Source organism: Commensalibacter sp. A3DC, from assembly GCF_047307945.1.
GTDB lineage: Bacteria > Pseudomonadota > Alphaproteobacteria > Acetobacterales > Acetobacteraceae > Commensalibacter > Commensalibacter melissae.
Window position 1 is genome coordinate 1 of the sequence record NZ_JAXOQA010000033.1, and the last position, 22152, is coordinate 22152.

The 22152-nt window shown below is 37.6% G+C and carries 20 protein-coding genes; 19 read left to right on the top strand and 1 reads right to left on the bottom strand.

The features are described 5' to 3' along the window. The first annotated feature begins 336 nt into the window (after positions 1–336). Complete coding sequence (locus U0839_RS05310; RefSeq protein WP_155565080.1) at positions 337–2949, top strand: MMPL family transporter; 2613 nt, start codon at positions 337–339, stop codon at positions 2947–2949. Positions 2950–2994: 45 nt separating this feature from the next. On the opposite strand, the gene rdgB is transcribed toward U0839_RS05310, so the two are convergent. Next, positions 2995–3600, bottom strand: a complete 606-nt coding sequence (gene rdgB / locus U0839_RS05315) for an RdgB/HAM1 family non-canonical purine NTP pyrophosphatase (protein ID WP_155565081.1) — start codon at positions 3598–3600, stop codon at positions 2995–2997. A gap of 321 nt (positions 3601–3921) precedes the next feature. Between rdgB and U0839_RS05320 the strand changes: the two genes are divergently transcribed. The 18 genes from U0839_RS05320 to U0839_RS05405 form a co-directional block, all read left to right on the top strand. Next, on the top strand, positions 3922–4824 hold the full coding sequence (locus U0839_RS05320; protein WP_155565082.1) for an aldo/keto reductase: 903 nt from the start codon (positions 3922–3924) through the stop codon (positions 4822–4824). A 123-nt stretch (positions 4825–4947) separates the two neighbouring features. Next, positions 4948–7485 (top strand): penicillin-binding protein 1A, encoded by a 2538-nt coding sequence (locus tag U0839_RS05325; protein WP_196424838.1) that lies wholly within the window; start codon positions 4948–4950, stop codon positions 7483–7485. A gap of 80 nt (positions 7486–7565) precedes the next feature. Continuing rightward, positions 7566–8697 (top strand): peptide chain release factor 2 gene (gene prfB / locus U0839_RS05330; RefSeq protein ID WP_155565083.1). Its coding sequence is split into 2 segments (ribosomal slippage): positions 7566–7634 and positions 7636–8697, totalling 1131 coding nucleotides; the frame shifts between segments, so codons are not numbered across the junction. Positions 8698–8790: 93 nt separating this feature from the next. Beyond that, positions 8791–9504, top strand: a complete 714-nt coding sequence (locus tag U0839_RS05335; protein WP_155565084.1) for an energy transducer TonB — start codon at positions 8791–8793, stop codon at positions 9502–9504. A gap of 86 nt (positions 9505–9590) precedes the next feature. Then, positions 9591–9800: a hypothetical protein gene (locus U0839_RS05340; protein ID WP_155565085.1), complete on the top strand. Its 210-nt coding sequence runs from the start codon at positions 9591–9593 to the stop codon at positions 9798–9800. 159 nt (positions 9801–9959) lie between these two features. Beyond that, complete coding sequence (locus tag U0839_RS05345) at positions 9960–10913, top strand: MotA/TolQ/ExbB proton channel family protein (protein ID WP_230882730.1); 954 nt, start codon at positions 9960–9962, stop codon at positions 10911–10913. Further along, a complete protein-coding gene (locus tag U0839_RS05350; protein ID WP_155565086.1) occupies positions 10910–11362 on the top strand; it encodes an ExbD/TolR family protein in 453 nt (150 codons plus the stop codon). Before U0839_RS05345 ends, U0839_RS05350 begins: the two co-directional genes overlap by 4 nt. Before the next feature lie 52 nt (positions 11363–11414). Beyond that, positions 11415–11855 carry an ExbD/TolR family protein gene (locus tag U0839_RS05355; RefSeq protein WP_413550247.1) on the top strand — a complete coding sequence of 147 codons (441 nt, stop codon included), beginning with the start codon at positions 11415–11417 and terminating at the stop codon, positions 11853–11855. A 29-nt stretch (positions 11856–11884) separates the two neighbouring features. Then, positions 11885–13117, top strand: a complete 1233-nt coding sequence (locus U0839_RS05360; protein WP_155565087.1) for a tetratricopeptide repeat protein — start codon at positions 11885–11887, stop codon at positions 13115–13117. 199 nt (positions 13118–13316) lie between these two features. Then, a complete protein-coding gene (locus tag U0839_RS05365) occupies positions 13317–13883 on the top strand; it encodes a NifU family protein (protein WP_155566487.1) in 567 nt (188 codons plus the stop codon). Between the two features lie 74 nt (positions 13884–13957). Further along, a complete protein-coding gene (locus tag U0839_RS05370) occupies positions 13958–14554 on the top strand; it encodes a malonic semialdehyde reductase (RefSeq protein ID WP_155565089.1) in 597 nt (198 codons plus the stop codon). Positions 14555–14558: 4 nt separating this feature from the next. Continuing rightward, positions 14559–15251 (top strand): tRNA threonylcarbamoyladenosine biosynthesis protein TsaB, encoded by a 693-nt coding sequence (locus U0839_RS05375; protein WP_155565090.1) that lies wholly within the window; start codon positions 14559–14561, stop codon positions 15249–15251. Between the two features lie 21 nt (positions 15252–15272). Continuing rightward, the gene (rimI, locus tag U0839_RS05380) at positions 15273–15722 is read left to right on the top strand and encodes a ribosomal protein S18-alanine N-acetyltransferase (RefSeq protein ID WP_155565091.1); all 450 of its coding nucleotides are present in this window, start codon (positions 15273–15275) and stop codon (positions 15720–15722) included. Between the two features lie 175 nt (positions 15723–15897). Then, positions 15898–16341: a Fur family transcriptional regulator gene (locus U0839_RS05385; protein WP_110438649.1), complete on the top strand. Its 444-nt coding sequence runs from the start codon at positions 15898–15900 to the stop codon at positions 16339–16341. Between the two features lie 57 nt (positions 16342–16398). Continuing rightward, positions 16399–17247: a GNAT family N-acetyltransferase gene (locus tag U0839_RS05390; protein WP_155565092.1), complete on the top strand. Its 849-nt coding sequence runs from the start codon at positions 16399–16401 to the stop codon at positions 17245–17247. 62 nt (positions 17248–17309) lie between these two features. Next, complete coding sequence (gene lnt, locus U0839_RS05395; RefSeq protein WP_155565093.1) at positions 17310–18893, top strand: apolipoprotein N-acyltransferase; 1584 nt, start codon at positions 17310–17312, stop codon at positions 18891–18893. Between the two features lie 25 nt (positions 18894–18918). Continuing rightward, on the top strand, positions 18919–21072 hold the full coding sequence (locus U0839_RS05400; RefSeq protein ID WP_413550251.1) for an FUSC family protein: 2154 nt from the start codon (positions 18919–18921) through the stop codon (positions 21070–21072). 71 nt (positions 21073–21143) lie between these two features. Continuing rightward, positions 21144–22152, top strand: a 1009-nt coding sequence (locus tag U0839_RS05405; RefSeq protein WP_413550252.1) for a hypothetical protein, incomplete at its 3' end; no start/stop codon positions are given.

The window sequence follows — 22152 nt, forward strand, 5'->3', positions numbered from 1 at the left end:
TTGAATTAATTTTTATTAGTTTTGGGAATTAAATATAAAAAAAAAAGGAGTAGTTATGTTTTTCAGTTTTAAAAAAATTAAACTGCCAGAAGAATTCGTCATATTGAAAAGTTAATAATCCAAAATTCAGAATATTGAAATCGAACCATAATGAAAATTTCTGAATTGTTATTCCTTTTTTATAAGTTGTTACAAAATTGATTTATATAATGGATGTTGAATGCTTTTAGATGAAAGCTATTTTCTTCTATTGTATCAATTAAAAGATATAACATATTTATAAATCTATAGAGTTTTGAATTCTTCTGTATTGTACGAAAAGGATGTGTTGCCGGAATGGTTTCTGCATTGATTAGACGGATTGTTGAATTTTGCTCACGTCATGCATGGCTTGTTTTTATAGTTTATCTGTTGCTGGCAATTGTATCTATTTTTGTAACAAGTAAGAAACTGGATATAACTACTGATACTACCAAGATGTTTTCCACGAAAATGCCTTGGAAGCAGCGATCGGACTGGATGGGAAAGAATTTCCCAAATCGAGAGGGAATTTTAGTTGCGATTATTGAGGCCAAAATTCCGGAAGAAAGGGAATTAAGTGCAGAAATTCTTGTTAATCAGTTAAATCAGGATAAAAAACATTTTTATTTTGCTAGTTCACCAGAAAATAATCCTTTTCTTGTTAAAAACGGATTGATGTTCCTTGATCCTCCAGTGTTGGATCAAACATTGAATACAATAATTCGTGCACAACCTTTTTTGAGTAGTCTTGCCGCGGATACTTCTGCACGAGGATTATTTGATACGTTGGGTATGGTTGTAGAAGGTATTAAGGAAAATCAGGTTGATCTGGAACAGTATAAAAATGAATTAAATGGATTTGCTAAAACATTAGAGAAAGCATCACAAAGAGATTTTGAACCTTTTTCATGGGAGAAAAGTCTTTCTGGAGAACTTTCAAGTTTGGCTGGTCGATATCAAATCGTAGTGGCAAAACCAAAAATGGATTTAACCTCCTTGCAACCTTCAGGGGAGGCTGTTGCGTCATTAAAAAAAGCAATTTCTTCCATATCATATGTTCAAAGAGGAGATGTGAAGATTCATATTACAGGAGATGCAAAAATCAATGATGAGGAATTTTCCACGGTCATGGATGGCATGGTTCTCGGTCTTTTTGCCTCTTTTGTATTGGTTGCGGGCTGGTTATTCCTTGCAGTAAAAACCTGGCGTATTATTATACCCATACTATATGTGTTATTGATCGGTTTGATTCTTACAACAGGTTTTGCTTCAATTGCGGTGGGCACGTTAAACCTTATATCCGTTTCTTTCGCAATTTTGTTTGTCAGTATTGCTGTTGATTTCGCAATCCAGTTTTCTGTTCGTTTCAGGGGGCAAGATATTCAAGCGGATGACAATACCAATAAAAGGCAATCAACTTTATTGGCATTGTCTAAAACAGGATATGATACAGGTCATCAGATATTTACAGCTTCTGTTGCAGCAGCAGCAGGTTTTTTGGCGTTTACTCCGACAAATTTTGTTGGGGTTAAGCAGCTTGGCTTAATTGCCGGCACGGGTATGATTATTGCTTTGATCTGCACGTTAACACTTTTGCCAGCCATGTTAACAATTTTACAGCCAAAAATAGTTCAAGCTATGGCTGGTTTTCCCAGATTGAAAAGTTTGGATAATAAATTTCGACATTATCGTTGGTATATCCTTGCTGTTTATGCAGTGATTGCTGTTATCGGCATTTTCTTTCTGGTTGATCAAAAGGTCAGTTTTGATGCAGACCCATTTCATACCAAGGATACCCATTCTGAAGGGATGAAGGCTTTACAGCTATTGATGAATGATCCGAATACTAATCCTTATACAGCAGATGTAATGGCTAAATCTCCTGAAGAGGCAAAAAAACTCGTAGATCAGATTGGTCAGCTTTCTTCAGTGCAAAATGTTATTTGGCTTGGATCTTTTGTTCCGGAGGATCAAAAAATTAAAATTCCAATGATCAGGGATGCAGCGTCGGTCTTGTTAAACACTTTGTCAAACACATCAATCAAATCCAGACCATCAGCATCGGAATTACGTCAGTCTATGCAGAAAATGTTGGATAAACTCAATTCGGTACAAAATACACTGACGTCTGATAGTCCATTGGAAAGAATACGTCTTGCATTGCAAAAAATTGTCAGTATGTCTGATAATGACCTCATGAAAATCAATGATGATCTGGTTCGTTTTCTTGGTTTTCAATTGCACCATCTGGAAATTATGTTAACGCCATCAGCCGTTTCTTTAACTGATGTTCCCAAAGAGTTAGCAAATGAATATCGAACAAAAGATGGATTATACAGGATAGAGATTTATCCAAAAGGCACAAATCTTGATAATGAACAAATTGCAACGTTTGTTAAACAAATTCGTTCCGTTGCTCCTGAAGCGGCCGGAACTTCCGTTGATATCATAGAAAGTGCAAATACAGTGGTTCATGCTTTTATTATCGCGGCGGTTATGGCGATAATAACTTTGGCCATCATTATATTTATCGCATTACGTCGAATATTGGATATGTGTCTTGTATTAATGCCTTTGATATTGTCAGGACTTATGACAATTATTGTGATTGTCTTAATCGATCAGCCTTTGAATTTTGCCAATATCATTACATTACCGCTTTTACTTGGAGTTGGTGTATCCTTTAATATCTATTTTGTAATGAATTGGCGTGAAGGACTATCGAATCCCTTATCATCGCCAACTGCTAGAGCGGTTCTATTTTCAGCTTTAACAACTGGAACGGCTTTTGGATCTTTGGCGGCTTCAGCCCATCCTGGAACAGCGAGTATGGGGTTATTACTATTGATATCCCTAGGATGTACATTGGTGGCGACATTAATATTTGTTCCTGCGTTATTACCCAAACGGGATATCGATAGGGAATAAATCTATTGGGATGTTTCATTCCAATAGATTATATAGAGGTAAGGGTTAGAAACAGGCCTGAATGAATTTTTGAAAAGCTAGAGCACGGTGACTAATTGAATTTTTTTTCGAATCAGTCATTTCTGCAAAAGTTAACGGATTATTTAATGGTTGAAAAACGGGATCATATCCATGACCGTATTGTCCACGGGGAGGCCAAATAAAATTACCGTCAACTTTTCCTTCAAATTCATATGTTTTACCGTTTGGATATGCAAGGGATAACACACAGATAAAATAAGCCGATTTATCAGGAATGGACTGTAATTTATCATGCATTTTTTGCATGGCCATAGAATAATTCTTATGGGGTCCCGCCCAACGAGCAGAATATAAACCAGGATCCCCATTCAATCCATTAAGGCAAAAACCGGAATCATCTGCCAAAGCAATCATGTTTGAGGCATAACTGGCTTGTAAAGCTTTCAAGCGGGCATTTTCATGAAAGGTTGTCCCTGTTTCTTCAGGTTCTGTCAGATTAAGTTCACCTGCCGAATGAATTCTTAATGAAAAATTGGAAAGTAATTGATGAATTTCCTTTACCTTGCCTGGATTATGGGTGGCGAGAACAAGTTCTGTATCACGAATAATTTTAGGTGGAAGCGAAAACATTTAAATTCTTTCATCATTCAAAAATTAAATATGTTTAAATGAGAATTATCTCTGATTAAATTATAATGCCATAATAATTTTTTTAAAATTAGAATAAATATAAGGTTATGATTTAATGTACAATAAAATAATATCTCAAGATTTATTGCGACAATTATTTTTAATATGATCTAATAAATTTCATACTGAATAGATAAAATTCATTATTAAAAATATTACTTTATATCATTCTGATAGATAATTTATTTTTCTAAAGTGGTATTTATTTTATAAATCATTTATTTTTAATAATTAATGAATGATCTATGATAGGAAAAAAGAATGCAGTCAATTGATGCGGCTTTAGCGGGTAATTTTCAATTTGATCACCAAATCAAGATCAATCGAATAGGATTTGGTGCGATGCGTATTGTTGGTAAAGGTGTATGGGGGGAACCTGAAAATCGTAAGGAAGTTATTGCAACTTTATATCGTACGCTAGAATTGGGGATTAATTTTATCGACACGGCAGATAGCTATGGTCCTTTTATTAGCGAAGAATTAATTTGCGAAGCACTTTATCCTTATCCGAAAAATTTATTGATTGGCACAAAAGGGGGGCACACCCGGCATGGGCCGGATATTTGGCGACCCATTGGCAGTCCAGATTATTTACGTCAATGTGTTTTAATGAGTATGCGTCGTCTAAAACTGGATCAAATCCGTTTATGGCAATTGCATCGTGTGGGGGAAGATACTTTTCCGGAATTACAGTTTGAAGCTATCGCCAAAATGCAGCAGGAGGGATTAATCGGTCATGTCGGGTTATCTGCCGTATCTGTAGGGATGATTAAACGTGCGTCAAAATTTTTCAAGGTTGCTTCCGTTCAGAACAAATATAATCTGGTTAATCGGGAATCAGAAGCCGTTGTTGATTTTTGTGATGAAAATAATATCGCTTTCATACCTTATGCACCTTTAGAACAGGGGGTGAAATTCACTGGTCCTGTTCTTGAAGAAATTATGAACAAAAAACACGCCTCAGCCCGTCAGATAGCGTTGGCCTGGCTATTAAAACGTTCAAAAATCATTGTTCCCATTCCTGGAACGGGTTCCGTTCAACATTTAGAGGAAAATACAGCAGCGGTGAATGTTAATTTGACGGATGATGAATGGACAAAACTTGATTTGGAGGGGAAAAAGATTTGGGATAAACAAAAAAAATCTGCAAAATTATATTTGTAAACTGAATAAAAGATCGACATATTCTTGGAATAACAACATAGTTGTTTTTTACTCATATTAAAAATGTTATATAAGAATAACTCCTAATAATCGAGTTTTCACAATTGATGTAGAGTTTTTTTTATGTCTTCGAAAAATTCTGATCCGTCTAATGCTGGTAATAAATATAGTAATTCAATTATAAAACGCCCCAGATACCGTATATGGCGGATGTTGGTTGGAATACTTGCAGGCTTGTTCCTTTTTATTCTTGCGGGAGGTGGATTATTTGCCTGGATAAAATATGAGGGAGCTGTACAGGATTTGCCTACTGTTGAGGGGTTGAAAAATTATGCCCCGCCTGTTATGAGCCGGATATATGCCAATAATGATCGTGTCATGGCAGAATTGGCATCAGAGCGGAGATTATTTGTTCCTATTACCCTTATTCCGGATCGGGTCAAGAATGCTTTTATCTCGACAGAGGACAAGAATTTTTATTCTCATGGCGGGATAGACCCCTTGGCAATTGTACGTGCGGTTGTACAAGATATGTTCCGTAAAACGTCAGGTAAGCGTCTGGTGGGGGCCTCAACGATTACGCAACAGGTTGCGCGTAATATGTTGCTTAACAATAAGCGGAATTTGAATCGCAAGATTAAGGAAGCTATCTTGGCAATTCGAATTGAACAATCCCTGACCAAAGATCAAATTCTGGAAATTTATTTAAATGAAATTTATCTTGGTGATGGTGCCTACGGGGTTGCTGCGGCCGCACAAACTTATTTTCATAAAAATCTTGATCAGCTGACCGTGGCAGAAGCGGCCTATCTCGGTGGATTGCCTAAATCTCCTTATAATTATGATCTTTATCATCATCCGAAAGCAGGGCTGGAACGTCGTAATTTCGTTTTGAGCCGTATGCTAGAAACTGGTGCAATCAGCAAAGAAGTCCTGAAACAGGCAATGGATGAACCCCTGCAAGTGACACAATCTGTTATAAGACGTGGACCTTTGGCAGGAACACAATGGTTTTCCGAGGCTGTAAGGCGTGATCTGATAGATCGCTATGGAATGGATAAAACAATGCAGGGTGGTTTGGAAGTTCATACGAGTTTGGATCTGAAAAATCAAAATCTAGCAACAAGGTTAATGCAGCAGGCATTAATGAAATATGATCGGCAACATGGTTGGCGAGGTGCAATAAATCATTTAAATATTGAAGATGGAAAAGAATGGAGTGATTTGCTAGCCAGACAAAAAAATCCTGCCGGGATATTGGATGCATGGCGTGTTGCCATTGTTTTGAATAGTAGTACGGGAAAAGTTGGATGGTTGGAGAATAAGAATGAGAAATTGGCTTTATTGGAAAATAAGGATGTAAGTTGGACAAAGCGTTCTTCTCATCCATTAAAAATGGGCGATGTTGTTTTAATTGAGCCTTTGGCTGATAATGGTAAAGTCGCCTTGCGTCAGGTTCCTCTGATAGAAGGTGCGTTAATTTCTGTTGATGTTCAGACAGGCCGCGTTTTATCCATGTTTGGTGGATGGTCATTTGCTGAGTCACAGTTTAATCGAGCGACACAAGCTCAACGACAACCAGGCTCTTCTTTCAAACCCATAGCTTATCTGGCGGGGATGGAACAAAATATTCCGCCATCTCAGATTTTTATGGATTCCCCTTTTTCAGCAGGTAGTTGGCATCCAAACAACTATGAAAAAACATTCTGGGGACCAACAGCGTTACATAATGGCTTACGTTATTCAAGGAATTTGGTCACCATTCGTTTGGCCGCTCAAGTCGGGATGAATGCTATTTCAAATTTGGCAATTGCATTAGGTGAAGTAGATTCAATGCCTAAGGTTTTACCTGCCGTTTTGGGTGCTGTGGAGACAACGGTTTTCCGTCATGCTGGTGCCTATGCAAGTATTGCGGCAGAGGGGTTGTTAACAAAACCAACCTTAATTGACTATATTCAGGATCGGAATGGAAAGGTAATCTGGCATTCAGATGTCTTGAAGTTGGAACATTCGGAAGATCCAGATAGGCTTCCCCTTATTATTGATCATCGTAAACGTGTTGCATCAGCTCAAAGTTCCTATCAAATTATAACCATGATGGAAGACGTGATGAAACGTGGAACCGGTATGTCGGCAGCGCGTGGGATAGATCGTCCACTTGCCGGCAAGACAGGAACCAGTCAGGATTTTAATGATGCGTGGTTTGCAGGATTTTCACCGGATGTCGTGACGGTAGTATGGTTTGGGTTTGATCAGCCAAAAACATTGGGAAAAGGTATGTCTGGCGCTGTTGTTGCCGCGCCAGTTTGGAATGAATTCATGAAAAACATTCTGGCTAATCGTCCCAAACTTGATTTTGCAAAACCAGAAGGTGTTTTTCTAGCAAGTTATGATACGAGTAAAGGAAGTGTAACCGATGCTTTCAAGGAAGGACAAACCCCGGGAATTAGCATCAATTTGAATAAGGGGGCAGCAACGGGTGAGTTGACAGCCCAGGATACAGGAGCTGAAAATATACCTGATTCTGAAGAGTCCATGGATAGTAATGAGGGGATTGTATCTCCATCTAATGAAGGAAGTGAAAAAAAGATTGGTGAAAAAACAGGTCAATCTTCATCTTCAGGTGAAGGGGAAGATATAGGTATGGGTGGATTATATTAAGGTTGACCTTGTATTTTTATTAAAATCTTGTTAATTGGATTAATAATTAATTGCATTTAAGGTAAATAAAGGAAACGAGTATGTCTGCGGAGAGTGATACACTCCAACAAACAATAGAGCAGTCTTTAGAACTGCTGAGGAGGCATCTTTGACTGGGATACAGCTAAAGATCGTCTAGCCGAGTTAAATAACCGCATTGAAGATCCCAATCTATGGGATGATGCGGAAATTGCGCAAAAGATTATGCAGGAAAGAACAGGGCTTGCCAATCAAATTGAGCGGGTTGAACGGTTGGAGCAGGATTGCAAGGAAAATCTTGACCTAATTGCGTTGGCTGAACAGGACAATGACATGGAAATTGTTCAGGATGCCTTGCAACAATTGCAATCAATGGAAAAAGAAGTTAAACGTCTTGAATTGGAAAGTTTACTTTCTGGTGAAGCCGATCGGAATGACTGTTATCTGGAAGTGAATTCCGGGGCAGGAGGCACGGAAGCGCAGGATTGGGCTGAGATGATGTTAAGAATGTATACACGTTGGGCTGAACAACATGGTTATAAGGTAACCATGTTGGAAAGTACTGAAGGGGAACAGGCGGGTATAAAATCGGCAACATTGCAAATAAGCGGGATAAATGCCTATGGGTGGCTGAAAACTGAAGCGGGAGTTCATCGCTTGGTTCGTATTTCGCCTTTTGATTCCGCTAAAAGGCGTCATACATCTTTTGCTTCTGTTTGGGTTTATCCAGTTATAGATGATTCAATTGATATTGAAGTAAATGAATCAGATTTGAAAATCGATACGTATCGTGCATCGGGTGCTGGCGGACAGCATATCAATAAAACGGAATCAGCCATAAGAATTACCCATGTTCCAACAGGAATTATTGTCGCTTGTCAAACGGATCGATCACAACATCGTAATCGGGCAACAGCAATGGAAATGTTGAAGGCCCGTCTATATGAATTGGAATTAAAAAAACGCGAGGAAGAGGCGGCACAGACAGAAGCCAATAAAACTGATATAGGTTGGGGTCATCAAATCCGTTCTTATGTTTTGGCACCCTATCAATTGGTGAAAGATTTGCGAACGGATGTGGAAAAAACCAATCCAGATGCTGTTCTGGACGGTGATCTGGATGATTTCATGGCAGCGGCACTGGCTTTAAGGGTGGGGGCAACACGTTCAGAAGCAAGTGCGAAAGCAACATGATAAAAAGGCTTTGTTAAAAACTTTGACTAATAATGATTTATCAGTGGATAAGTATTGAAGATGAGTAATTTCACAGGAAATGGAAAATGATTCATGGTTAATCTTAATCAACGTCATCCTATTGAATCTATTGGTATTTTAATTCTTGTTATTTTGTTTCATATTTTTGGAATTCTTGGATTATTGTTTCTGATGCATTCCAATAAAAAAGAAGATATGCCTGCTCCATTAGAAATAAGGGTTGTAGATGTATCTTCCGCCGCATCCTCAGCTTCCGCACAGGTTTCACAACCACCTGCACCGGAAATGATTGTTCCACCTCCACCAGAGATTGAGCCCCCCCCAATCAATACAGAAGCCTCTGTACAACCTAAACCGCCTAAAATTGTAAAAAAACAAGTCAAAAAAAGGGAACCGGCTGCCCAACCTGCAAAAAGCTCGGCATCCGATAGTCAAAATCAAGGGAATATGAATGGTACATCTGGTGAGGGGATGTCGAATACTCCAAATGATGGTCCTCCTGACAGAAGTGCTGGCAGCCGTGCACTTAATGGTGTTAAAATGAATTATCCTCCTGATATGGAAGCGGCGGGTAAGGAAGGTCGGGTTATACTATCCTGTGATATTGAAGCGGATGGCCATACCAATAATTGTAATGTAATTGAAGCCAAGGGAGGAAACTCGTTTAAAGAAGAGGCTCTACGCTATGTGGCTTCTGCCCGTTATCGTCCAGCCACACGCAACGGTATGCCAGTAAAAGAGAAAAACCATCGTCTTACAATCAGTTTTAAATTAGGTGCTGGATAAATGGTTCATTTATTTTGGATTGGATATGTCAAGCAATCACCTTAAATGCAAATAAAGATAAAATTTCTTTAAATTTAGTTACGTTAATGTCGAAAAATATGAATAAGTTTACCAAACAAGATATTGGGCAGACCAATATTGATAATCCGTACTCTCATGATATGAATTTTTATGACAAAAATTTTAGGGATGGTTTAGTTGACGCTTTAAATATTTGTAAAAATATATTTAAGGAACATGATCGTTATGTCATTGGGTTATCAAAAATCAATCCCAGAGCGTCACCCATTCGATAGCAGATATGGTATATAGGTTTGAAATGAACCTAGAATCAATTATAAGTTGATGGTGTTTCATATCAATATAAAAATAAATAACAATGAATATGTTTGTGTTGTCTGATGTTGTTTAAAGAAATTACTGCCCAGTAAAATTAACGAAGGAATGTGTTAAATATGGAAAAAAATAAAAGTTTATTTCGATTGATTCGTTTTAAATTCACTGTGATTGCCGCATTTTCTGGAATGCTTTGCCTGTCAGGTATAAACAATGGTTTTGCGCAGCAGCCTCAGCAAAATATACCAACATCAACTGTACATGATAACTCCGCTTCTCAACCAATGCAAAATTCAGCGGGTAGCAACGTAAATCCAGTCGTTTCTTCGACCATAGACAATCCAGTAAAACCGGAAGCTGTCCCTCAATCATCAGAAAATCCATATGGTTTAAAAGCTTTGTGGAAAGCGGGTGATATTGTTTCAAGGATAACATTGCTTGTGTTGGCAATAATGTCAGTAGGGAGCTGGTATGTAATCGTTGCAAAAATTGTTGTCCAAAACCGTGTGACGCGTGCTGGAAAAGAAGTGCGTGAAAAACAGTTCTGGCAACAAAACACTTTAAAAAAGGGTACAGAGAGTTTAGGTAGTAATTCTTCCTATCGATATATTTCTGAAAATGGTATTGATGCATTGATGCATTATGAAGGCTCCTTGCAGGAAACGATTGATTTATACAGCTGGGTGTCCATGGCCTTACATAGAGCGCTTGACAAGATACAGGGACAATTGCAAGGCGGTCTGGCTTTTTTGGGAACGGTTGGATCCACTGCCCCTTTTGTAGGATTGTTCGGAACAGTCTGGGGTATTCATCATGCCTTGACCGCCATTAGTATCGCTGGACAGGCTACATTGGATAAGGTTGCCGGTCCTGTAGGCGAGGCTTTAATTATGACAGCAATTGGTTTGGCTACGGCTGTTCCTGCTGTTCTGGGATATAATTTCCTGGTTCGTCGCAATAAAGTGATTATGGATCAAACTCGCAATTTTGCTGCAGATGTTCAAACAGTCTTACTTGGGGGAAACCTGAATAATAAAAAAGCGATCCCCGAGCAAGGAAAGAGAGGCCCATGAGCTTTAATTTGAATGGTAATCGTGGTGTGAGGGATTTTATCAGCGCGGAAGGGGATAATGATGAGGTGGTATCCGAAATCAATACAACCCCCTTGGTTGATATCATGCTTGTACTACTGATTATCTTTTTAATCACTATTCCTGTTGCCACACACGCTGTAAAGGTTGATATTCCAGAACGTAACAGTCATTTAACTCAAACCAAGGTAGGAAATATAGCCCTTGTTATTAAGGCGGATGGTCAGGTATTTTGGAATGAACAGCTATTACCTGATGATAATGCATTAAAGGCAAAATTGGCTTCGGTAGCATCTTTACATCCTCAGCCCCAAATTCAAGTTTGGGGAGACATACAGGCAAAATTTGAGAAAGTTGGTCAGGTTATCCAGGATTGTCAGCAAGCCGGGATCAGTCGGGTTGATTTTATTACGAAACCAATTAGGAAATAGTAATACGGTATAGGGTTAAGCCAGATTATATGATTGAAAAGGATATAGTATAATGCGTTCATTACGTTCTGGACATGCTCGCAGAATCATGATTCAGCAAGGTGAAAAGGAAGAAGAGGTCATGGTAAATATTAACACGACTCCCTTGATTGATGTAATGCTGGTTTTATTGGTAATGTTGATTATAACTATTCCTCTACAGACGCAATCCGTACAATTGGCCTTGGGAAGAGCAGTTCCAGTAAATGAAACAGAACTTCCAAAAACGGTGACAATCGGTATTGATTTTGATAATAGTTTGTCGATTGATGATACTGCTATTTCCAATGAGGATGCGTTACTTGATCGTTTTCGTGAAATAGCTGCTAACTCTGACCAGCCAGTTGTTGTCGTAAAGCCCAATCGATTGGCCAATTATAAAAATGTTGCCATTGTTTTGGCTGATGCCCAACGGTTAGGAGTAAAAAAGATAACAATTGCCAATCAACAGTAATGAATGAGGATAGATCGGGATATCAAACTATGAAACCTGTTTCTTTATTGCGAAATTTATGGATGGTGGCTTTATTGGGAACTGCTGGAGGTTTATATTCGGTTTCCATTGAATCCAAAGAAGTGGTAAGCAAAAAAATGGCTGCTCCTTTAAAAAACATAGAACATCTTATGAAACAGGGAAAGATTGCCCAGGCCAATGCTGCGCTTAAGGAAGTTCAGACAATTCCAAATCCTTCCACCTATGAAAAAAATATTATTGAACATTTGCGGATTGCTTTGGCAATCAAGCAGAATGATCTTGATGCAGCCTTTACCGGATATGATGAATTGATTAATTCCACACGTACGTCTGCATCCGAAAAAATTCAAATAAGAATGGCGCAGGCCAGCCTTGCCTATCGAGCTCGACAATATGTGAAGGCAATAGAATATATTAAACAGTATTTTTTGGTTGGTGGTACCAACACACACATGAAAACATTGCTGATCCAGTCATATTTTCTCAACAATAACTATAAGGAAGCAATGACAGCTCAGCAAAAACAAATAGATGAAGAAATAAAAAATGGTCAGGTACCAGCTGAATCCCAGTGGCAAATTATGGCTAATTGCCAAGAAAAACTTGGAGATCAGGATGGTTTGCGACATAGTTACACGCAATTGGCTATGCATTATCCCAAAGCCGAATATTGGGGGCATATTATGGCGGCACTATCATCCAGCCGTGATTTATCACCCTCTGTCAAACTTGAAATACTCAATTTGCGTTTTAACATGAATTTAATGAGGACCAGTGAAGAATATATGGAAATGGCGGAAGTGGCAATGCAAGCCAATATGCCGCATTTCGCATTGAAAATCCTTGCGGCTGGTTATGACAAGGGAGTATTGGGTACGGATCATAACTCGACACGTGTTATGAGACTTAGGAAATTTATTCGGGATAAAATTAACGAGAATAAATCAGCGTTACCTGCAAAATTGGAAGCTTTCGAAAAGGCACCAAATGGTGATGATATGTTGATACTTGGATATGATCAGGTTATGGACGGTAAAGGTCAGTCAGGTCTACTATTGATGAAGGAAGCACTGAAAAAAACGTTGAAAGATTCTAATGAGGCGTTGCTTCATTATGCTATGGCACAACTACAAGTTAACCAGAAAAATCAATCAATTCAAAATCTAAAATCTATTCAAGCACAGGGAGTTATAAAAGAAATTGCTGATTTATGGCTGATTAAATTACAGACAAAATCCTAAATCTTGAAATAGGATATATTGAAATACTAAGTAATTAATAATAATATGCTTTTTCGTGAAGAGGATAGTTTGCGATATTTTTAACAATTGTTTATTTATTTGTCTATTTTGATAAATCCACTTAAAAGGCATATTTCTTGATAGGTTTTTATTTGGGTAAAGCCTGTTTATTTAAGGTGGAGGGATTAAGGAACTGGGAATGCTTATTCATACGGAAGAAACACCAAACAGTCATGCATTGAAATTCATTTTGGGTAAACCGATCCTTGATTCGAACCAGACAATTGATTTTACGAATAAAGAGGCTGCAAATATGTCGCCACTCGCATTGAGCCTGTTTGATGTTGAGGGAGTGAAACGTGTTTTTTTTGGTCACAATTTTATTGTTGTAACCAAAGATGAGAAAGTTTCCTGGTATGGGCTGAAATCAGCGTTAAGTGCTATCATCATGGATTTTCTCTTGATGAAAAGACCCGTTCTCGATAAAACTTCAAAAGTCAATGTGATCGAGATGGAAGTTGCACCTGAGGATCAAGCGGTTGTTGAGCAAATAAAATGGATATTAGATACGGAAATTCGCCCCTCTGTAGCCAAAGATGGTGGCGATATCATATTTTACGGTTATAAGGATGGATGTGTTTATTTAAGAATGCAGGGATCCTGTCAGGGGTGTCCCTCTTCAGCAATGACTTTGAAACATGGGGTGGAAGTGATCCTGCAGCGATATCTTTCTGAGGTTATTACTGTGGAGCAAGTAAGAATTTAATTTTATTTGCTAAAGAAAATATTAAAGAGATCTACGTCTCGAATCAATTCGGATGAATGAATTGGAAAAAAGAAATGGATGAAAAATCTTCCTTGCCTATGGAATGTCTGGATCGTCTTTTTAATTTGGCACGGACTCCCAGGTCTTGGTTAAATAGGGATGTGGAATCTTCCGTCTTGTATCAGCTTTATGATTTGGTAAAAATGGGTCCAACTTCTGCAAATTGCCAGCCGGCTCGGTTTACTTTTCTTAGTCATCCAGTAAGTAAGGAAAAATTGAGACCCGCTCTTACAGACGGGAATATTGATCTGGCACTATCCGCTCCTGTTATTGTTATTGTAGCATATGATCCAATATTTTATGAAAAATTACCGATTTTATATCCAACGGTTGAATTGAGATCATGGTATGCGGGAGACATGCCATTTGCTGAAGAGACGGCTTTGCGCAATTCTACTTTGCAGGGAGGATATATGATTGTTGCAGCTCGCTCATTGGGGCTTGATGTTGCTCCCCTATCGGGTTTTGACAATACAATGGTGGATCGACTGTTTTTTGAAGAACAGGGTTGGCATTCCAATTTTTTGATATGTTTGGGATACGGGAATAAGGAAAATATTGGGGAACGAAATGAAAGGCTTGCGTTTGAGGAAGCCTGCTTAATGTTGTAAATCTATGAAAAACGATAAAACAATTTTAGTCATTAATGGTGCCTCTGCATCTGAGCAGGCACCTAATTTTATTTCTGTTGTTGTTAAGGATCAAATATATAGGTTGGAATGTGAAAAAAAATCCTTTGAACGAGGTGCCCCAGAAAGATTTCCAATCTATTTCAATGAATTTGTACGGAACGGTTATTTAGTCGCTAATAAGATTGATCTTATTTCTATTATTATTGGACCTGGATCTTTTACAGGATTGAGGGCTTCCATTGCATTCTCATTGGGATTGCAAACAGGGTTACATTGTCCGGTTGTCCCTTTACGCCGTGGTGAGGCGATTTTTCCATATATCGAAAAAGACTATTCTGGTAAATTAGTTTGGCATATGACCCTGGCCCGAAGAAATAGGGTATTTATTGAAACCAATCAAAAATCTGAAATAAAAGCTTTCGATTTTGTTGATATACCATGGCCGGAAGAAGAAGTTATTTTGTCAGGTGAAGCGTTTCCAATTATAGAACCTCTTATTCCAACAAAAGTCAATTGGCGCAAATCCTCTATAAATGAGGCGGATGCCGTTATGATGGCCAAGATTGCGGATCATTATGATCAGGGTGATAAAGTTACGAATAAACTCTATCCTTTATATATAGATCCTCCCAAAGCGAGTTTACCTGCTGGTGGACTGCGAAAAGCACCAAAATAAAAATGCCGAGAGAATGAAGTGATGCCAATACAATTTATTACAGAGGGAAATGGTTTAGAATATCCATTGGCATTATTACATCAATCCGCTTTTCCAGAACATGAATATTGGAAACCTGAAGATTTCAAAACACTGATGGCTTTACCTACACATTCTGCATGTGTCTATATGGATAAAGAAAATGTAATGCTGGGTTTTCTATTTTACTCCAAAATTATTGATGAAGCGGAAATAGTTACTTTTGCTGTTTCCCCCCCCTTTCAGGGAAGAGGGATAGGCAAGGCCATTCTTGAGCAATTTATAAAAAAAATGAAAATGGAAAACATCAGATCAGTTTTTTTAGAAGTTGCTGAAGATAATAAAAAGGCATATCAGCTTTATTGTAATTATAATTTTGAAGTTCAAACAAAAAGGGTTGATTATTATGGTAAAAATAAGAATGCTTATCTTATGCTGAAGTCTTTGTCCTAGAACGACTCTTGGTAAATAGAGAAATATATCTTTTTTAATGATTTGAATTAAGTTATAAATAGTTTGAAGAAAGCTATCTTTTGAAGTTATAATTTTTGTTGAAAATTGACTTGGCAATTGTCCGTATTCCAGTTAGGGCGCATATAGGCTTCTTTGTAATAATTGAATGAATTGTATGACACGTGAAAAAATGAATAATTTATCTCATATAGAACGGTTATGTATTAAGAAAGGTCTGAAAATGACCGGGCAGCGACGTGTTATTGCCCATGTTCTTTCGCATGCCCATGATCATCCCGATGTTGAAGAGTTATATCGACGGGCCTCAAAATTGGATAATAATATCTCTGTAGCCACGGTCTATCGTACTGTTCGTTTGTTGGAAGAAAAGGGTATTCTGGAAAAACATGATTTTGGTGGGGGACGTGCCCGTTATGAAGTGACTGAACAGGGAACGCATTATCATTTAATCGATGTTGATACTGGAAAAGTGATTGAATTTGAAGATCCTGAGCATATCAAGATGATTGAGATCATGGCGAAAAAATTAGGGTTCGAACTGGTTCAGCATCGGTTGGAACTGTTTGGGCGCCGTATTAAGACAGAACAAGATTCGTAATTTTTACAAGATATATATATAAATTATTTTGGTTTATGATTTATATAGAAAGAAAATATGCATAGGGAAAAGAGAAGCTGTTCTTTATCAACTTTAGAATTGAGAAGAGATAAATTTGTTGAATTACGTTCAGGTAGCCTAGGAGTCAGGTTGGCCGAGACAGAATCGGAAAAGGATGCAGCCCGAGCTTTACGTTATCGAGTGTTTTATGAAGAGATGGGAGCGATTCCTAACGAGAATATTCGTAATCTTAAAAGAGATTTTGATGAATATGATGAATTTTCAGATTATTTACTGGTAATTGACTATAATAAAATATCTGATCATGAGCGGGTCGTGGGAACCTATCGATTAATTCGAAAGGAAAATGCCGACAAGGCGGGTGGTTTTTACAGTCGTGCAGAATATGATCTTTCCGTATTACAGGAATATCCTGGCAATCTTTTGGAGGTCGGTCGCTCTTGTGTCCATCCGCAATATCGTAATCGATCCGCAATGCAGTTATTGTGGGAGGGAATTGCTGCCTATATTTTTTATTATCGAATAGATATCTTATTTGGTTGTGCCAGTTTCCCGGGAACAGACCCCGATCAATATGCCGAAATCTTAACCTATCTTTATCAAACTCAATTGGCACCCCCAGCTTTGTTAGTCAAGGCTTTGCCAGAGCGTCGTGTGGAAATGTTGCGTGTCGATCCGCATCATTTGGATCATTTTCGTTGCCGATTGGAACTTCCTCCTTTAATTAAGGGTTATTTAAGACTGGGAGGATATGTTGGGGATGGTGCTGTTATCGATCAGCAATTTAATACCACGGATGTTGCAATAATTCTTAAAACTGAACTCATTGCAGATAAATACTATCGTCATTATGAACGTCGTTTGAGAGACGCATTGGAATTTTGAATTATTCATGAAGTTTGAAAATTTATAAACTATTTTATAAAGTTATTTCATATATTAAGAAAATGGATTTTCATTTGGATAAATGGCATGACTTAAAAGGATGGCAAGGAGTATTGTATCTCACAGGTTTGGGAGGAATATCTGCCTTGGCTTTTCCACCCACCTATTTTATATTTATTTTATTTTTTTCATTTCCGTTACTTCTGCATTCAATTGATCGTTCCAAAAATTGGAAATGTGCCCTGATGAAAGGGTACTGGTTTGGTTTTGGTTTGCATACAATCGGATTATCGTGGCTTGTAAATGCTATACTGATACGGGCACAGGACTTTTGGTGGCTTGTTCCAATTGTATCTCCATTATGTGCGATATTACTTGCATTATGGACGGGTTTGCCTACGCTTTTCTATTATTGGATAAAGCCTTCAAAAAAATTGAAAATTTTTGTTTTCGCTGGTTTATGGTCCGTTTGTGATATGTCCAGAGCGGTGATGTTGCCGCCTAATTGGTGGAATCCTGTTTTGACAGGTTTTCCATGGAATCCTTTGGCCAGTACCTGGGAGATCCCTGGCAGGATAGGGGATATTTTTATCCAGACCGTTTCCCTTATTGGGGTGGATGGATTGACATTGATAACGGTTATTCTCGTCTTGCTTCCATTATATGGAAAAAAAGGATGGATGATTATCGCTGGAACTATTTGTGGTTTGGCTTTGTTTGGTTTTTACCGTTTGGCAGAAAAACCGCCTATTACAGATAATAATACACCTATTGTTGCCTTAATTCAGGGAAATATAGCTGAAGATGACAAGATAGCGAATACAGATCCTCGCCGAATTTTCCAGAAATACATGCAACTTACTTCGGATGCGATTGTTCAGGCGGTAACCTTGCGTCAAGAATTGGGGCAGTTTGAAAGACCTATTATTTATACCTGGCCTGAAAGCTCTTTTCCAGGGAGTATTCAATATGATGACGCAGCGAGAAAAGTTATGATGCAAAATAATCCAGATGCCTCTTTCGGTATTATAGGAGCCATCACCCAGCAAGAATCAAATGTTCTTTACAATAGTTTGGTAGTTTTAAGGCAACCGGATGGAGCGATTGATCATGTATATAATAAAGTGAAATTGGTACCTTTTGGTGAATCCCAACCTTGGTATATTCCATTTCATGTTGTACCTGGACAGGTTTTAACACCAGGTGAGGGAAATGTCACATTGAATTTATCAAGAGTAAGTTCTTTTGCACCATTAATATGTTATGAAGTTATTTTTTCGGGACAGATTCTTGATTATAAAAATAGACCAAAATGGATATTGAATTTAACAAATGATGCGTGGTATGGAAATTCTGCCGGTCCTAGGCAACATCTTGCTGCGGCAAGATTGCGTGCCGTGGAGGAAGGAATTCCAGTTGTGCGTGTAGCAAATACGGGAATATCAGCAGTTTATGATTCTTATGGAAGAAAAATAAGCCAGATTGACTGGGGCGTCAAAGGAGTAAGGGCGGTTGCGTTACCAGGAGCTTTGTCCTTTACGTTGTTTTCGTTGGGACATCGTTTTATTCCTTTTTGTTTGTCACTTATTTGTATTTTTACAGGAGTAGCAGGCAAATTCCTCTCGAGGGGGGAAATAATTAACTAAAGGGCTAAAGAACAAGGTTGTATGGATGGAGAATATTCGTTTAAAGTTGAATTGGTTTAAATTCAACGTTTTTTTACCAAATATACAATCTTTTAAATGGTTATACGCTCCTAAAAAAGAAGCCATTTTTTTCTCATTGCGAACAATCATTGCCTCTTTTCTTGCTTTGGCAATTTCCTTATGGATGGAAATGGACAGCCCCAAATGGGCTGTTATGACAGTATGGATTATTTCTCAAACCTCTCGGGGAGAGACGATAACCAAATCAAAATGGCGTATTGTGGGAACCATAGTCGGAGTTGTTGTTTCGGTTTTGATTGTTGCCGCATTCCCTCAGCAACCATTTTTATTTGAAATATGTCTGGCTTGCTGGATAGGGGGCTGCTGTTTTTTTGCAAGCCTAATCCGTAGCTCTAGTTCCTATAGCGTTGTCTTGGCAGGATATACCTGTACAATTATCGCTTTTACAGCAAGTTCTGATCCTGAAAATGTGTTTATGCTGGCAATGTCCAGGGGCACTTATATTATTTTAGCTGTATTGTGTCAGGATTTAGTTGAACGTATTTTTGCTTATAATCAGGAGAAACAAGCTCGATCTAATATTGAGAAGAATATGTTAATGGCCATAACAGGAGCCCTTAATGTTATCAAGGATGTTTTTAATGGTGATTATCAGGCTGTCTACCGGGTAAGGGAAACCTTTTCTGCTATTGCTGCAACAAGAAATACCCTAGAATTCAGAAAAGCTGAAATGACTGGTAACGATCATATGATTGACCATGTTCATGCCACTTTGTTTTCTGTAGTCATTGTTTTGACTAGATTAATGAATCTAGTGCTTTACATGCGGGAATTCAAAGAGGCAGGAAATGACTTCCATAGTATTTTTTCGCAAGTTCATACTTATGTTCAATCTCTGATTCAATTTATAAATAAGAATATGGATTTTAGAGCGCATATGCAAAAGCTTGCCGATCTTCGTTGGGAATGTCGACAGATTATTGCCAATCATATTTTTCATGATACGGCTTTAAACTATTCAGATCGTGAATCTATTGAAAAACAGTCTTTTCTACATCAAAGAATTTTATATCGGGCTTTAAGTGAATTATTGGGCGAGTTGGAAGTGGTTTTAAGGGAATACAGAATGGTTCACAATCCTCCCCTGCATGACCGTTTTACATTTAGAATGCCTCCACTGTTTAATTTCAGATTGGCCTGGTCGAATGGATTGCGTGTTTTTTTGGTGGTGATTTTGTGTTGTCTGATTTGGGAAGTTACTGCCTGGCCTAATTTTACAAATGCTCTCGGATTTTCCTGTATGATTTGTGGCCGCCTATGCCTTTTTGAAAATAGTTATAAATTTTCATTGGATTTTCTAAAAGGCACAGTTTTGGCCATGATTGTCAGTGGTATTATGAATGTTACTTTAATTGCGTCAGCAAATACGATTGAGTTGCTCTGTATCGCTTTTTTCATTCCAGCTTTTATCGGGGGATTGGCGATTTATAATTTGCCAACCCGTGGTATAGGGATGAGTTTCACAATCTTTTTATCATTGATGCTGGTTGTTGATAATCAGGATAAAATGAACGAACTGACTTTTTTCAATACGGCTTTTGCCACTGTGGCAGTGGCAGCGATTGCTATTTTTTCATTCCGATATATCGCACCATATTCACCAATTCAGGTGCGAAAATCAATTCGTCAAAGAATGATAAAAGATATTCATACCCTGCCAGTATTATTGACCATTCCTCCGGCAAGAAAATGGCTTGCGGTAACGACGGACTGGTTTGTTTCATTGATGAGGCAGTTTGACCCCACTAAGGAGCTAACACTGATTAGACGGTATAATCAAGGTGCATTGGCGGTAATGGTTATCGGGATTAATATTATTGAAATGAGAAAAATGATCATTCATGACATTTTACCTGAGGATGTCAAAAATCAATTGCGTGTTGTTATTAGAAGAATAAGTCATTTTAAAGGAGGGCATCATGTCAGGACTGTCTTGATCATTAAAAGTGCTATTCGACGTTTACAGTACAGGGAAAGTCATGAAAAGAACCTTGCACAAAGACTTGAAATCGGTACGGCAATTGCATGTTTAATACCAATACATTATGCATTGGAAAAAAATCTTACATTTTTCAATTTATCATACAGTGATAATTAATGTGCCCCTGTTATGATTAATAATTTTAATTATTGAATAGAGTAAATAAAATTATTTGAATGGTATAATTTATGTTTATTGTTTCCAATCTTTTATTTTTAATGATTATTACCATAATTTTACTGTTTTACAGTTATGTTGTCGGATATCCATTTGCCAGAAAAGTAAATAAATACGGATCTTTTGAATTATCTTTCCCTTTGGGTATCGCTATTTTGGGAGTAACTGCATTATGGATCAATAATTTATTTAATATTGGAACATTTCAGGCCGCTATAATATTTTTATTTCCTCTTGTTTTGACGTTTTGGATCAATAAACCGAGTATTGAGTGTTATAAAAAAGGTTTTTCTGACAAACCGATTATTATTTTACCTCTGATTTTGTCATTTATAGCAGTATCAGGTGTTTTTATCAAAATAAATGGATCTGATGTTGGGATTTCTACACCCTTATTTGACCATATTAAAATAGCCTTGGTTAATTCAATTGTTAGGGATGGCTTTCCTATAATAAATCCTTTCTGTATTGATCCATCTGCAGGGGAATTATTTCATTATTATTATCTTTTTTATTTATTGTCAGCAAATATTGTTGTATTTTTCCATTGTTCAGGTTTAAATGCCGATATTATTCTTGCTTTTATTTCTGCATTTATTTCTATATTTACTTGTTTCTATTTATTAAGTGAATTATTTTCGAAATCTATTAATAAAAAAAAAGGTCAATACTTATTTTGTTTCTTTTTATTTTCTGGTTCGATTGTTCCTTTTGTCGATTTATTGACTGGTTATGAACTTTTTAAAATTCTATCAAATGTTCATCCCCTAGAATCATGGATTGTTCAAGCCGCTTGGGTGCCACAACATCTCTTGGCTGCATCATGTTCAATTCTGGCCTTATTTTTAATTGGCGCAAGAAATTTAAATAATAAAATAATTTTATTTTCAATTATTATTTTGGTTGGTGCCGGATTCAGCTTTTCGGTATGGGTTGGGGGGCTTACATTTGCCGTAACATCATTAATGATTTTTGTTGAACAAATAGTTGGGAAAAAAAATAAAAAAAATGTGTTAATTA